A 14,000-nucleotide genomic window follows, 5' to 3' on the forward strand; every position below is an offset into this window, starting at 1 on the left:
GGAAATTTCACCGCACCGCACGTAGCCTGATAGCTGTGAGCCACCCGATCCTGAGGCCGGGCCACGGGCCGACGTTGTTGGGGCCGGAGCAGCGGCAGCGGGCGTGGGACCGTCTCGGCAGTGAGCAGTTCGACGTCGTCGTCATCGGCGGCGGGGTGGTCGGATCCGGCGCGGCCCTCGACGCCGCGACCCGCGGGCTGAAGGTCGCGCTGGTGGAGGCCCGTGATTTCGCCTCGGGAACCTCGAGCCGCAGTTCGAAGATGTTCCACGGCGGGTTGCGCTACCTCGAACAGCTGGAGTTCGGGCTGGTGCGCGAGGCGCTGCACGAGCGGGAGTTGTCGCTCACGACGCTGGCGCCCCACCTGGTCAAACCACTGCCGTTCCTGTATCCGCTGACCCGGCGGTGGTGGGAGCGGCCCTATGTGGCGCTCGGCATCTTCCTCTACGACCAGCTCGGCGGCGCCCGCTCGCTGCCGGCGCAGAAGCACCTGACCAAGGCCGGTGCGCTGCGGTTGGCGCCCGGGCTGCGGCGCGACTCGCTGATCGGCGGCATCCGCTACTACGACACCGTCGTCGACGACGCCCGCCACACCCTGACGGTGGCCCGCACCGCAGCCCACTACGGCGCGGTGATCAGATCGTCGACGCAGGTGGTGGCCCTGCTCCGGGAGGGGGACCGGGTCACCGGTGTGACGGTGCGGGATTCGGAGACCGGCGCCGTCACCGATGTGCACGGCCACGTGGTGGTCAACGCCACCGGGGTGTGGACCGACGAGATCCAGGCCCTGTCGAAACAGCGTGGCCGGTTCCGGGTGCGCGCCTCCAAGGGGGTGCACATCGTGGTGCCGCGGGACCGCATCGTCAGCGAGGTCGCGATCATCCTGCGCACCGAGAAGTCGGTGCTCTTCGTGATCCCGTGGGGCACGCACTGGATCATCGGCACCACCGACACCGACTGGAACCTGGATCTGGCGCATCCGGCGGCGACCAAGGCCGACATCGACTACATCCTGGGCCAGGTGAACCGGGCGCTGGCCACCCCGCTCACCCACGCCGACATCGACGGGGTGTACGCGGGGTTGCGGCCGCTGCTGGCCGGCGAGAGCGAGGAGACCTCCAAGCTGTCGCGCGAACACGCCGTCGCGGTGCCCGCCCCCGGATTGATCGCCATCGCGGGCGGCAAGTACACCACCTACCGGGTGATGGGCGAGGACGCCATCGACGCCGCCGCGGAGTTCATCCCGGCCCGGGTGGCGCCGTCGATCACCGAGAAGGTGCCGTTGCTCGGCGCCGACGGGTACTTCGCGCTGATCAACCAGACCGAAACGGTAGGCGCGCATTACGGGCTGCACCCGTACCGGGTGCGCCACCTGCTCGACCGGTACGGCTCGCTGATCGGTGAGGTCCTGCAGATGGCCGGTCGCGACGGCGCGGGCCGGCCGGATCTGCTCGAACCGATCACCGATGCGCCGGTCTACCTCAAGGTGGAGGCCTGGTACGCGGCCGCAGCCGAGGGCGCGCTGCATCTGGAGGACATCCTGGCGCGGCGGATGCGGATCTCGATCGAGTATCCGCACCGCGGGGTGGACTGCGCCCGGGAGGTGGCCGAGGTGGTGGCTCCGGTGCTGGGCTGGAGCGACGCCGACATCGAACGGGAGGTGGACACCTACTGCGCCCGGGTGGAGGCCGAGGTGCGCTCCCAGCAGCAACCCGATGACGAGTCCGCCGACGCGCTGCGCCAGGCCGCCCCGGAGGCGCGGGCGATGATCCTCGAACCCGTCCCGCTCGATTGACCACCCCTCCGCTGCCGGTTCGTGACGGTCTGGGTCCCGCGCGGGTACGCCTGCGCGGGGGCGCGGTGTTGGTCGAGTTCGCCGAGCGATTCGGCGAGGCGGCTGCGGCCAAGGTGCTGCGCGGTGAGGTGTTCTGCGCCGACGGCACCCCGGTCACCGCGGACACCGTACTGCCGCCGGGATCGGTTGTCTACCTGTATCGCGAACTGCCCGAAGAGGTTCCGGTACCGTTCGACATCCCGATCCTGTACCGCGACGAGAACATCGTGGTGGTCGACAAACCCCACTTCCTGGCCACCACGCCGCGCGGCCGGCACGTCGCCCAGACCGCGCTGGTGCGGCTGCGCCGGCAACTGGACCTGCCCGAACTCAGCCCGGCGCATCGGCTGGACCGGCTGACCGCGGGGGTGCTGCTGTTCACCACCCGCCGTGAGGTCCGCGGACGCTATCAGCGGCTGTTCGCCGACGAGGCGGTGCGCAAGATCTACCTGGCGGGCGCCCCGGTGCGCCCGGATCTCGAGTTCCCGCGGGTGGTGCGCAGCCGCATCATCAAGCGGCGCGGCAGTTTACAGGCCGTCGAGGAACCCGGCGAACCCAACGCCGAGACACTCGTCGAGTTGCTCGACGCGTCGGCCGGGCGGTACCGGCTCACCCCGCGCACCGGGCGCACCCATCAGCTACGGGTGCACATGGCCGTCCTCGGGGTGCCGATCGTCAACGATCCGCTCTACCCCGAGGTCGTCGACGTGGCACCCGACGACTTCAGCAGCCCGCTGCAATTGCTCGCGCACAGTGTGGAGTTCACCGATCCGCTGACCGGCCGGACGCACCGGTTCGTCAGCGCCCGAAGCATCGGAGGGCAATGAGGGTCGCGCGGTTGTGGCGGCATCCGGTGAAATCGATGCGCGGCGAGGAGGTCTCCGCGCTCGAGGTCCGGACCACCGGGGTGCGCGGCGACCGGGTCTACGCGTTCTTCGACACCCGCACGGGCGCGCGGATCAGCGCCAAGAACCATGGCGCACTGCTGGGGTGCGCTGCGCGGTTGCTCGCCGAACCGGATGACGGGCGCCGCGCCGCGCCGCCGCTGGAGGTGACCTTCCCGGACGGGACGGTGATCACCGACGATCCGGCTGAGCTGACCCGGCGGGTGAGTGACCTGCTCGGGCTCGACGTCGAGTTGCGGGCCGGCGCACCGGGCGCGTTCGTCGACGCCGCACCGCTGCACCTGATGGCCGCCGACACGCTGCAGGCGCTGCGGTCCGCGCATCCCGGCGGTGACTGGGATCCCCGACGGACCCGTCCCAACATCCTGATCGACCGCGCGCAGGCCGGGTCCGACGGTGAACAGCCCGACGCCGACGGTGACTGGTTGAGCCGCGACCTGCACATCGGCGCCGCCGCGGTCGCCCATGTCGTCATCCCCACGCCCCGCTGCGTGATGACCACCCTGGCGCAGGGCGACCTGCCCGCCGACCGGGAGGTGCTGCGCACCCTCAACCGGGTGCGGCGCCGCCGGCTCGGGGGCCGGGACCGCCCGTGTGCCGGGGTGTACGCCGACGTGGTGAGGCCGGGACGGGTCGAGGTGGGTGACACGGTCACGATCACCGATCGGCCCGTCACCGACCGGCGCTGACGCGCACGGCAAAATCCGCAAACCGACGTCACGGCGGACGTCGGTGCCGCACGATGATCACAGGGGTCGACATGCATTGCCCGGTCGGACCCCGGCATCAGAGGAGGACGACATGGCTGCACGCCGACGGTGCTCCGCGGCCTTCGCTGCCGCATTGATGGTCGTCGGTGGCCTGGTGGTGACGAGCGCCCGCCCCGCGGCGTGGGAGGCCTCGGTGTGCGGATCGGTCGGCGGTGCCCGCATCGACATCACCGGCTGCGCGGATCCGTTCTCCTACCTCAACGACGCGCTCAACCAGCCGCCACCACCCCCGCCGCCGGGGGAGCAACCGCCACCCCCGGGCGAGCCGCCCCCGCCGCCACCTCCACCGCCGCCGGCGTATGTGCCGCCGCCGGATCTCACCCCGAACGTGACGGCGTGCGTCAACGTGGGGCGGCGCATCAGCATCAGCGGATGCCGATGACCGGTCCCGCCGACGACCGGCCCGTGCAGCTGGACACGCTGGCCCAGCTGCCGCCCGGCGACCCGGTGGTGATGGTCAACCTGCTGAAGTTCCGTCCCGGCGGCGGGCGGGAACACTACCTGCGGTATGCGCGGGAGGCCGCGCCCCATCTGGCCCGGGTCGGCGCCCGGGTGCGCTACGGCGGCATGCTGCCGGTCAATGTCATCGGCAACGGTGAGAAACCTTGGTGGGACGCGATTCTCGTGGTGGAATACCCGACGCCGGCGGCGTTCCTGGAGATGGTCGGCGATCCGCAGTACCAACGGGTCCACGCACACCGGGCCGCGGCGTTGCAGCGCGGCGATCTGATCGCCACGACATCGTGGTCCCTGGCCGAGTGACGGGTGGCCGCTGACGCCTCGCCGCCGGCGGGGGTTCCGGGCCTGTTACGGTCCCGGGCGGACACGACGTGGTGAGGAGAGCGCATCATGACCGACCTGTCCGGATTGACGGCGATCGTCACCGGCGGCAACTCGGGTATCGGCCGCGCCATGGCCGTCGGCATCGCGAAAGCCGGTGCGGACGTAGCGATCTGGGCGCGTAACGCCGAACGCAACGCCGAGGTGGTCGAGGAGATCGCGGCCCTGGGGCGCCGCGCGATCGCGATCGCGTGCGATGTCACCGACGAGACGGCGGTCATCGACGCCATGGAGCAGACGGTCGCCGATCTGGGCCCGCTGGGCTGCTTCGTCGCCAATGCCGGCACCTCCGAATACGTCCCGATCGCCGAGATGTCCTTGGACACCTGGCATCGCATCCTGCGCACCAACCTGGACGGCACCTTCCTCTGCACCCGGGAGGCCGCGCGGCGGTTCATCGCCCAGGGCAGCGGCGGGTCGATCGTGGTGCTGTCATCGACGATCAGCCGGTACGGCGGTGCCGGGCTGGGCGCCTACGCCACCAGCAAGACCGGCCTGCTGGGCCTGTCGCGGACGCTGGCGGTCGAGCTGGCCCGGCACAAGGTGCGCTGCAACACCCTGATCCCCGGCTGGACCCGCACCGCCCTGACCGCCGCCCTGCAGGCCGATGAGCGGTTCATGGCGGCCACGACCGGACGCACCCCGGTGCGGCGGTGGGCTGACCCGCACGAATTCGAGGAGGTCGCGGCCTTCCTCGCCGACCCGACGTTGACCTTCCACACCGGCAACGAGGTCATCGTCGACGGCGGTTACACCATCTTCTGAGCCTTCCGGGCGGCATCCACGGTGGGCCGCTCGGCCGACATGGTGTACTGACCGTCGTGGACCGCCAGACGTTCGACAAACTCTTCGACATGACCGGACGCACCGTGGTCGTCACGGGTGGCACCCGGGGGATCGGTTTGGCGCTCGCCGAGGGCTACGTGCTCGCCGGGGCTCGCGTGGTCGTCGCCAGCCGCAAATCCGACGCCTGTGAACGCGCCGCCGCGCACCTGCGGGCGTTGGGCGGCGATGCGATCGGGGTACCGACCCACCTCGGCGACATCGACGCGTGTGAGGCCCTGGTCCGGCGCACCGTCGACGAGTTCGGCGGAATCGACGTGCTGGTGAACAATGCCGCCAACGCGCTGACCCAACCGCTGGGCGAGTTGACGGTGGACGCGTGGACGAAGTCCTTCGAGGTGAATCTGCGGGGCCCGGTGTTCCTGGTGCAGGCCGCCCTGCCGCATCTGAAGACGAGTCCGCATGCGGCGGTGCTGAACATGGTGTCGGTCGGGGCTTTTCTGTTCTCCCCGGGCACCGCGATGTACTCGGCGGGCAAGGCGGCGTTGATGTCGTTCACCCGGTCGATGGCAGCCCAGTTCGCGCCTCTGGGTATCCGGGTCAACGCGCTGGCGCCGGGGCCGGTCGACACCGACATGATGCGCAACAACCCGCAGGAGGTCGTCGACATGATGGCCGGCGCGACCTTGATGAAGCGGCTCGCCACACCCGACGAGATGGTCGGTGCGGCACTGCTGCTCACCTCCGACGCGGGCAGCTACATCACCGGCACGGTGCTGATCGCCGACGGTGGCGGCACCCCCCGCTAGCGCTTGCCCAGCACCTCGTCCGCGGACCGCATCCCGCTCTCGGTGGACGCCAGGATCTGACTGCGGTTCTCCAGGTGCAGCGCGGCGTCCAGACTGCCGGCGTCGAGATTGGCCCACAGCACCTGCTTGGTCGATTCGACACCGAATTTCCCGTAGCCGCACAGGGTTCTGGCGATCGACAGCGCCTCGTCGAGCAGCTCCGCATCGGAGGTCAGCCGGGACACCAGGCCCAGCCGCAACGCTTCGCGGGCGTCGATCGCGCGGGCGGTGAGGATCAGGTCGAACGCCGGGCCCGCTCCGATGATCCGCGGCAGCGTGTAGCTGACACCGATGTCCGCGCCACCGATGCCGAGCTTGATGAACTGGGTGCAGAACCGGGCCGACTCGCCGGCGATGCGGATGTCGCACGCCGCGGCGATCCCCAACCCGCCGCCGTAGGCCGGCCCGTTGACCGCGGCGATCACCGGCTGCCGCAGCCGCTGCAGCCGGGTGGTCAGCTCGGCGATGCGCTCCTGCCAGCGCATCCCGGCTCGCGGAAACTCGGTACCCCTGCCGGCCGCCTCCGGATTGGGGTCGGTGAGATCCAGCCCGGAGCAGAACCCGCGCCCGGCGCCGGTGAGGACCACAGCACGGCAGTCGTTGTTCGCGTGGATGTCGGCGAGGGTCTCGTGCAACTGCTCGACCAGTTCGTAGGACAACGCGTTGAGCTTCTCCGGGCGGTTGAGCGTGACGATGGCGATGTCGGGACTCGGATAACGCGACTCCAGCACAGGCATGGGGCTCAGCGTAAGCGCAACCGGTTGCGGTATCGCGACGGTTCCTGGTGAAGTGATCAGCGATGACCCGACTGCCGCCGGCACCGTTACGGGACCGGATCACCCGCGCCTTGCGCGCATTGCAGAAGGACGCGCCGGCCGCGCTCGCCGAACCGGACGCCTACGACGACGCCGAGGTGGCCGCGATGCTGCGCCAGATCGGCATCGCGCTGGTGGAGATTCAGCAGCCCACCCAGCTGGTCCGGGACCGGCTCCTGCACATCGCCCGCCGGTACACCACCAAGGAGGTGCGGGTCGTGGTGCTGCCGACCGTGCTGCTCATCCAGATCGGCGCCGAGACCCACGAGATCGAATCCTCCACCCGCGGCACCACCCAGCTCGACCTGGCCGGCCGCGTCGACGCGGTCGCCGAACTGGCTGGCGCCGGCGCGATCACCCCGCGCGACGCGATCGCCGCGCTGTCCGACGCGCGGTCGATGCGGCACCGGTTCGGCCCCGCGCGCACCATCCTCGGCTATGTGCTGACCACGCTCGGATTCGGCATCCTCATCAACCCGACCTGGGCGTCGTTGCCGTGGTACGTGCTGCTGGGCGCGCTGGTCGGGGTCATCCTCACCATCTCGTCGTCGCTGCCCGCGCTGACCCCGGTGGCGCCGGCGGTGGCGGCGATGGTGGTTACCGCCCTGTCCGCCGGTTTCATCGCCGAGGCCGCCAACGACAATCTGTTGCGGGTGATCAGCCCACCGCTGGTGGCGATTCTGCCCGGCATGTCGCTGACCATCGGTGCGATGGAACTGGCGAGCTCCGCGGTGATCGCCGGTGCGAGCCGGCTGATGTACGGCCTCACCCAGCTGGTCCTGCTCCTCTTCGGGGTCACGCTCGGGCTGAGCCTCATCGACCACCGGTCGGCACAGCAGATGTCGCCGCTGATGGGGGAGTGGACGTTCTATCCGGCGATCGTCGTCATCGGGATCGGCATCTACCTCTACCTGTCGGGTCCACCGGGGTCGCTGCTGTGGCTGACCGCGGCGGTCGGCGTGGCGCTCGTCGGGCAACAGGTCGGTGAACTGTTCACCTCCCCGGCGCACGCCGGGGCGCTCGGAGCGCTGCTGACCGTGCCGTTCGCGGTGATCGCGGCGCGGATCAGATCGTCACCGCCGGCGATCGTGATGCTGCTGGCCGCGTTCTGGTCGTTGGTTCCCGGCGCGCTCAGTTTCGAGTCGCTGGGGGAGGCCGCCACCGATGACGCCATCGACGTCCGCGCACTCGGATCGGCGGTCGCGGCGATCCTCTCGATCGCGCTGGGCACGCTGGTCGGGTGGAGCCTGTACACCACCTGGACGGCCCGGCTCCGGCGCGTCAACGCTGACAGTGCGGACACCAGTAACTGACCCGCTCACCGCCGGCGTCGCGCGCGATCAGGGTGCCGCACCGCCGGCAGGGTTTTCCGCCGCGGCCGTACACCCACAGATCCCGTCCCTGCCGGGTGTCGCCGGTCGTGGTGCGATTCCAGCGGGTGCGGTTGAGCCACAGCATGTCCCGTGCCCGCTGCATCATCCGCACCGGGTCGGTGACCGCACCCGCCGCGGTGGTGGGCAGATGCCCGGTGACGAAACACAGTTCGTTGCAGTACACGTTGCCCACCCCGGCCAGCACCCGCTGGTCCAGCAGCGCCTCGGCCAGCGGACGGTCCGGATCGGCGGTCAGGTTCGCCGCCGCCACCTCCGCATCCCAGTCGGGGCCGAGCAGATCCGGTCCGAGGTGGGCGACGACGTCCATGTCGTGACGACGGTCGAGGACCTGCAGCACCCCGAGATCGATGCCCACCGCCTGGACCGGTTCGATGTCCGATCCCGGCCCGCCGGCGGCTTCCAGCAGGATCCGGATGCGGTGGCCGGCGCGGCTCGGCCGGTTCAGCGGGTGCACCCGCCAACTGCCGTCCATCTTCAGATGCGAGTGGATGCTCGCGTCGGCGACCCGGATGAACAGGTGTTTGCCGCGGCTGAGCACCTCGTCGACGCGGAGCCCGGCGAGGTCGACGGTGGCGTACCGCGGCACCCGGATGTCGCAGCGGGTCAGGGTTTTCCCGGTCAGCCCGACCCGCAGCATCTCCGCCGTACGCCAGACGGTGTCACCTTCGGGCATACCGAAACGCTACCCGCGCCCCGGCGAGGGGTAGGTCTTGACGGGCCCCGTGCGAGATGGTCAGGTGTGCGGGTGCGAACCGTTCTTGTCACCTGCGCGGCCCTGCTGGCCGCAGTGTTCCTCGGCGCGGCCCCGGCCGCGGTGTTCCTCGGAGCCCCGCCCGCCGCCGCCCAGCCGACCCCGTCCGCCGACCAGTTGACCGCCCAGTTGCAGCGGGTGCTGGACACGTCGCTGCCCGACGAGACCCGGGCCGCCGAACTCGAGGGCGGCCTGGCCGCGGTGCCCACCGCGAACAACATCGCCGGCGTGATCAACCGCTACGACGCGGTGATGTCCTGGCGGGTACAGAACCCCGTCCACAACGGGGACCGGCTGGATGCCCAACTGGCCGTGTCGATCCCGCTGTTCGGCACCCGCACCCACGACATCTACTGGATCGAGCAGGGCGGCAGGTGGAAGCTCAGCAACGCGTCGGCCTGCGTCATCGCCCGCGACGCGGCCGGCACCGACTGCACCGTCTGATCGGCCACGCGGTCCGGCCGGCGCCGGCTCACCGCAGCCGTAGACCCCGCGGCGTCCGGGAGAATCCGGCCCCGGTCAGGGCGTCCACCACCGCCTGCCGGGCCGCATCGGCGCCCGGCTCGAGCACCGGCACCCCGTTGATCCGTTCCACCAGCAGCGACGGCACCCGTCCGGCGGTGACCAACCCGGCCAGCGCCGCGGCCGCCGCGGCGTGCGCCTCGGCGTCGGCGTGGTCGCCGAACGTCAGCAGCGAACGGCCACCGCGCTCGATGAACCACCGCAGCGCACCGTCGACCAGCACCACCAGCGCTCCGGCCTTGCGGCCCGGCCGATGCCCGACATCGGGGTCACCGGCCCCGCCGGCGGGCCAGGGCAGCGCCGCGCCGTACGGGTTGGCCGGATCCGCCGCGGCCAGCACCACCGCGTGATATCCGGGCCGCTGCGGGTCCACACTGTCCAGATAGGAACGCAGCCGGTCCACGGTCGACGCCACCGCGAACTGCGCGCCGCCCAGCGACTCGACGAAGTAGCCGCGCTGGCACCGGCCGGCCTCCTCGAAGGCGGTCAGCACCTTGTAGAGGGTGCCGAACCCGCCCGGCACCGCCTCGGCGACCACGGACCCCTTGGTGAGCACGCCGTACCGGTGCAGCAGCAGTTCGGCCTGGAAGTGCGCCCGCACCGTGGCGTCGGTCTCCGGTGCGGGCAGCGCGGACCACCGCCCCGCCACCGTCGGGTCGGCCGCGCGGGTCTGGGCCGCCACCACGCTGTAGCGGCTCAACCGGGGCGGCCGGCGGGACTGCTGGTGGGCGGGAGCACCGCCGCGCCGTCCGGTGCGGCCCGCGCCGGAGAGCATCGCGCGCACCGGTGCGAAGGTGTCGCCGGTGACCCAACCGGCCCACACCAGTTCCCACAGGGCCGTTCGCACCGCGGTGGTGTCGGTCCCGGCGCCGCCGGCCAGCTGCCGGAAGAAGTAGCCGCCGCCTCCGCCGAGGGTGTCCAGGATCGCGCGGTGCACATCGGTGAACTCGATCTCGGCGGGTTCGGCCAACGTCAGCGGCGCCGAATCACCGAGGTGGAACGCGATCCAGCCGTCGGCCCCGGTGGCGCCCCCGCCGATCGCACCGGCACCGGACCAGATCACCTCCCCGGACGCCAGGAGCTCATCGAGCATCGCCGGCTGGTAGTCGCGCACCCGCTGCGGCAGGATCAGCGACTCCACCGCCGAGGCCGGCATCGGCACACCGGCCAGCTGCTCGATCACCGCGGCCAGCCCGTCGATGCCGGAGTTCGCGGTGCCCACCTGCTGCCAGGCCGGCAGGAACCGGCCGAACGCGGCGGTGCTGACCGGCTCGACCTGGGCGCGCAGCGCGGCCAGGGAGCGCCGCCGCAGGATCCGGAGCACCTCGGCGTCGCACCATTGTTCGGTGGTGTCGACGGCGTCGGTGGTGAACTCGCCGCGCACCAGCCGCCCGTCGGCGGCCATCCGGTGCAGCACGTCGCCCGCCACCCGCAGACCCAGCCCGAACCGGGCCGCCGCCTGCGCGGTGGTGAACGGCCCCCGGGTGCGGGCGTAGCGGCCCAGGAGTTCGCCGAGCGGGTCGGCGACGGCGCCGGTGAAGGTGGTTGGCACCCCGACCGGCACCGCCACCCCCACGGCGTCGCGCAACAGGCCGATGTCCTCGACCGCCACCCACCACTGCCGCCCGGCGTAGGACACCCGCAGCGCCCGTCTGGCCGCGGCGAGCTCGTCCAGCCAGCCGCCGACATCGGCGGAGGTGGACCGGGCGGCGATCTCCTCGGCGGTCAGCGGCCCGAGCATCCGGAGCAGGTCGGCCACCCCTTCCACATCGCGCACGGCGCGGTCCGCGGTGAGATGCTGCAACTGGCGCCCGGTGGTGGCGACGACGTCCGGGTCGAGCAGCTCGCGCAGTTCGACCCGGCCCAGCAGTTCGGCCAGCAGCGTGGGGTCCAGCGACAGGGCCGCGGCGCGCCGTTCGGCCAACGGGCTGTCGCCCTCGTAGATGAACGCGCCGACATAGCCGAACAGCAGCGACGCCGCGAACGGTGACGGCGCCGCGGTCTCCACCTCGATGAGTCGTAGCCGCCGTTGCGCGATGCCGCGCATCAACTCGGTCAGCGTGGGGACGTCGTAGACGTCCTGCAGACATTCCCGCACCGTCTCCAGCACGATCGGGAAGTCGGGGTATTTCCGTGCCACGTCGAGCAGTTGCGCGGCGCGCTGGCGTTGATGCCACAGCGGCGAGCGTTTACCCGGGTGGCGGCGCGGCAGCAGCAGGGCGCGGGCCGCGCATTCCCGGAACCGCGACGCGAACAGCGCGGACCCGCCGACCTCGGCGGTGACCAGCGGTTCGATCTCGTCGGCGTCGAACACGAACAGTTCGGCGCCCGGCTGGGTGTCCCCGGTGTCGGGCAGCCGGACGATGATGCCGTCGTCGGATGCGGTGGGTTTCTCGTCGATCCCGTAGCGCTCGGCCAGCCGCCGGCCCACCGCCAGGGCCAGCGGGCCGTGCACCCGCAGACCGTACGGGGAGTGCAGGATCACCCGCCAGTCGCCGAGTTCGTCGCGGAACCGCTCGACCAGCAGCGTGGTGTCACTGGGCACCACGCCGGTGGACTGCCGTTGCTCGTCGAGCAGCTGCCACAGGTTGGTCGTCGCGAACTCGTCGAATCCCATTGCGTGGCAGCGGGTTTCGAAATCAGTGCTGTCGAGCCGGGACAGTTCGCCGGTGAACGCGCCGATCGCCGCGCCGAGTTCGGCGGGCCGGCCCACCCCGTCGCCGCGCCAGAACGGCAGCCGTGCCGGCTGACCGGGCGCGGGCACCACCAGCACCCGGTCGTGGGTGATCTCGGTGATCCGCCAGCTCGTCGCGCCCAGGGAGATCACGTCGCCGGGCCGCGACTCGTAGACCATCTCCTCATCGAGTTCGCCCACCCGGGACGGCTTTTCCGACTCGGTCGCCAGGTACACGGTGAACAGTCCGCGGTCGGGGATCGCGCCACCGGAGGTGACCGCCAGCCGCTGTGCCCCCGGCCGGCCGGTCAACGTTCCGGTGTCGCGGTCGTACACCAGGCGCGGGCGCAGTTCGGCGAACTCGGTGGACGGATACTTCCCGGACAGCAGGTCCAGCGTCGCCTCGAACGCGCTGCGCGGCAGGGTCGCGAACGGGGCGCTGCGCCGCACCGCCTGGAACCACAGGTCGGCGTCGATCGGTTCGAGCGCACAGGCTGCGACGGTGTGCTGGGCCAGCACGTCGAGCGGGTTGGCCGGCACCTGCAGTGTCTCGATCCGGCCGTCGAGCATGCGCTGCACGGTGACCGCGCAGCCGATCAGGTCGGTGCGGTGTTTGGGCAGCAGCACACCCTGGGAGATCTCGCCGACCTGGTGGCCGGCCCGGCCGATGCGTTGCAGCCCGCTGGCCACCGAGGGCGGCGTCTCGACCTGGATCACCAGATCCACCGCACCCATGTCGATGCCCAACTCCAGGCTCGAGGTCGCCACCACCGCCTTGAGCCGTCCGCTCTTGAGGTCCTCCTCGACCAGGGCGCGTTGTTCCTTGGAGACCGAGCCGTGGTGGGCGCGGGCCAGCACGGGTTCGGCGCCCGACGTCTGGCCGCTGGCCAGCAGCTGTGCCGGCGCCCCGCCGGCGACGCGTGGATTGGGTTCGGCCGGCGGCGGACACCCCTGGCGTTCGGCGTGGATCTCGTTGATCCGGGCGGTGAGTCGTTCGGCCAGCCGGCGGGAGTTGGCGAACACGATCGACGACCGGTGCGCCTCGATGAGGTCGACGATGCGTTCCTCCACCGCCGGCCAGATCGTGTTGTGCTCGAGGTTCGCCATGTCGGGCACCGGGACCTGCACCGACAGCTCGAAGGTCTTGGCCGCGGGCGGCGCGACGATCGTCGTCGGGGCCTGCCCGGACAGGAACCGCGCCACTTCCTCGGGTGGGCGGACGGTGGCCGACAACCCGATGCGTTGCGCCGGCCGCGGCAACAGTTGATCCAGCCGCTCCAGCGACAACGCCAGATGCGCCCCGCGTTTGGTGGCGGCGACGGCGTGGATCTCGTCGACGATCACCGTCTGCACCCCGGCCAGGGTGTCGCGGGCCGCCGAGGTCAACATCAAGAACAGCGACTCCGGGGTGGTGATCAGGATGTCCGGCGGCCGGGCGATCAGCTCCCGGCGCTGCGCCGGCGGGGTGTCGCCGGAACGCACCCCCACGCTGATGTCCGGGACACCCGTTCCGCGGCGTTCGGCGATGCGCCGGATCCCGGTCAGCGGGGCGCGCAGGTTGCGTTCGACGTCGACGGCCAGCGCCTTCAGCGGAGACACGTACAGCACCCGGGCGCCGGGATTTCCGGAGCGTTCGTCGGCCGGGGCCGCGACCAGCCGGTCGATGGCCCACAGGAACGCCGCCAGTGTCTTGCCCGAACCGGTGGGTGCGATGACCAGTGTGTTGTCGCCGTCGGCGATGGCCTGCCAGGCCTGCGCCTGGGCGGCCGTGGGGGCCTCGAACGTTCCGGTGAACCAGTCGCGCGTCAACTCCGTGAAGCGCCGCAGCGCCGCGCCGGGATCCGGCGCCGGTTCGGTGGTCACCTT

General features: G+C 71.4%; 12 protein-coding genes. 9 read left to right on the forward strand and 3 right to left on the reverse strand.

From position 1 onward, the window contains the following. Positions 1 to 35 precede the first annotated feature (35 nt). From CKW28_RS05620 to CKW28_RS05650, 7 genes are all read left to right on the forward strand, one after another. On the forward strand, positions 36 to 1,793 hold the full coding sequence (locus CKW28_RS05620; protein ID WP_003923611.1) for a glycerol-3-phosphate dehydrogenase/oxidase: 1,758 nt from the start codon (positions 36 to 38) through the stop codon (positions 1,791 to 1,793). Further along, positions 1,790 to 2,659: a pseudouridine synthase gene (locus CKW28_RS05625; protein WP_003923612.1), complete on the forward strand. Its 870-nt coding sequence runs from the start codon at positions 1,790 to 1,792 to the stop codon at positions 2,657 to 2,659. Before CKW28_RS05620 ends, CKW28_RS05625 begins: the two co-directional genes overlap by 4 nt. Then, complete coding sequence (locus CKW28_RS05630) at positions 2,656 to 3,426, forward strand: MOSC domain-containing protein (RefSeq protein WP_003923613.1); 771 nt, start codon at positions 2,656 to 2,658, stop codon at positions 3,424 to 3,426. Before CKW28_RS05625 ends, CKW28_RS05630 begins: the two co-directional genes overlap by 4 nt. Positions 3,427 to 3,538: 112 nt before the next feature. Further along, positions 3,539 to 3,889, forward strand: a complete 351-nt coding sequence (locus CKW28_RS05635; RefSeq protein WP_050811860.1) for a hypothetical protein — start codon at positions 3,539 to 3,541, stop codon at positions 3,887 to 3,889. Next, positions 3,880 to 4,269, forward strand: a complete 390-nt coding sequence (locus CKW28_RS05640) for a DUF1330 domain-containing protein (protein ID WP_308210504.1) — start codon at positions 3,880 to 3,882, stop codon at positions 4,267 to 4,269. The genes CKW28_RS05635 and CKW28_RS05640 overlap by 10 nt, the downstream gene beginning before the upstream one ends. A gap of 87 nt (positions 4,270 to 4,356) precedes the next feature. Further along, positions 4,357 to 5,112 carry an SDR family NAD(P)-dependent oxidoreductase gene (locus CKW28_RS05645; RefSeq protein WP_003923616.1) on the forward strand — a complete coding sequence of 252 codons (756 nt, stop codon included), beginning with the start codon at positions 4,357 to 4,359 and terminating at the stop codon, positions 5,110 to 5,112. 56 nt (positions 5,113 to 5,168) lie between these two features. Next, positions 5,169 to 5,939 (forward strand): SDR family NAD(P)-dependent oxidoreductase, encoded by a 771-nt coding sequence (locus tag CKW28_RS05650; protein WP_003923617.1) that lies wholly within the window; start codon positions 5,169 to 5,171, stop codon positions 5,937 to 5,939. On the opposite strand, the gene CKW28_RS05655 is transcribed toward CKW28_RS05650, so the two are convergent. Further along, on the reverse strand, positions 5,936 to 6,715 hold the full coding sequence (locus tag CKW28_RS05655) for an enoyl-CoA hydratase/isomerase family protein (protein ID WP_040545917.1): 780 nt from the start codon (positions 6,713 to 6,715) through the stop codon (positions 5,936 to 5,938). The two genes, CKW28_RS05650 and CKW28_RS05655, sit on opposite strands and share 4 nt — an antisense overlap. A gap of 62 nt (positions 6,716 to 6,777) precedes the next feature. Between CKW28_RS05655 and CKW28_RS05660 the strand changes: the two genes are divergently transcribed. Next, the gene (locus CKW28_RS05660; protein WP_003923619.1) at positions 6,778 to 8,106 is read left to right on the forward strand and encodes a threonine/serine exporter family protein; all 1,329 of its coding nucleotides are present in this window, start codon (positions 6,778 to 6,780) and stop codon (positions 8,104 to 8,106) included. On the opposite strand, the gene nei2 is transcribed toward CKW28_RS05660, so the two are convergent. Then, positions 8,075 to 8,860, reverse strand: coding sequence for an endonuclease VIII Nei2 (gene nei2, locus CKW28_RS05665; protein ID WP_003923620.1), 786 nt, complete (start codon positions 8,858 to 8,860; stop codon positions 8,075 to 8,077). The genes CKW28_RS05660 and nei2 overlap by 32 nt on opposite strands. Positions 8,861 to 8,926: 66 nt before the next feature. Here nei2 and CKW28_RS05670 point away from each other — a divergent pair, with 66 nt between their 5' ends. After that, on the forward strand, positions 8,927 to 9,382 hold the full coding sequence (locus tag CKW28_RS05670) for an MTB12 C-terminal domain-containing protein (RefSeq protein WP_003923621.1): 456 nt from the start codon (positions 8,927 to 8,929) through the stop codon (positions 9,380 to 9,382). 28 nt (positions 9,383 to 9,410) lie between these two features. Here the strand turns inward: CKW28_RS05670 and CKW28_RS05675 are convergent, their stop codons facing one another. Then, positions 9,411 to 13,997, reverse strand: coding sequence for an ATP-dependent helicase (locus tag CKW28_RS05675; protein ID WP_003923622.1), 4,587 nt, complete (start codon positions 13,995 to 13,997; stop codon positions 9,411 to 9,413). Positions 13,998 to 14,000: the final 3 nt, after the last annotated feature.

The sequence above is a fragment of the Mycolicibacterium thermoresistibile genome (genome assembly GCF_900187065.1).
Classification (GTDB): domain Bacteria; phylum Actinomycetota; class Actinomycetes; order Mycobacteriales; family Mycobacteriaceae; genus Mycobacterium; species Mycobacterium thermoresistibile.

Coding starts and splice junctions, on each gene's coding strand:
- CKW28_RS05630 (WP_003923613.1), top strand. CDS start 2,656: ATGAGGGTCGCGCGGTTGTGGCGGCATCCGGTGAAATCGATGCGCGGC.
- CKW28_RS05635 (WP_050811860.1), top strand. CDS start 3,539: ATGGCTGCACGCCGACGGTGCTCCGCGGCCTTCGCTGCCGCATTGATG.
- CKW28_RS05640 (WP_308210504.1), top strand. CDS start 3,880: ATGCCGATGACCGGTCCCGCCGACGACCGGCCCGTGCAGCTGGACACG.
- CKW28_RS05645 (WP_003923616.1), top strand. CDS start 4,357: ATGACCGACCTGTCCGGATTGACGGCGATCGTCACCGGCGGCAACTCG.
- CKW28_RS05655 (WP_040545917.1), bottom strand. CDS start 6,715: ATGCCTGTGCTGGAGTCGCGTTATCCGAGTCCCGACATCGCCATCGTC.
- CKW28_RS05660 (WP_003923619.1), top strand. CDS start 6,778: ATGACCCGACTGCCGCCGGCACCGTTACGGGACCGGATCACCCGCGCC.
- nei2 (WP_003923620.1), bottom strand. CDS start 8,860: ATGCCCGAAGGTGACACCGTCTGGCGTACGGCGGAGATGCTGCGGGTC.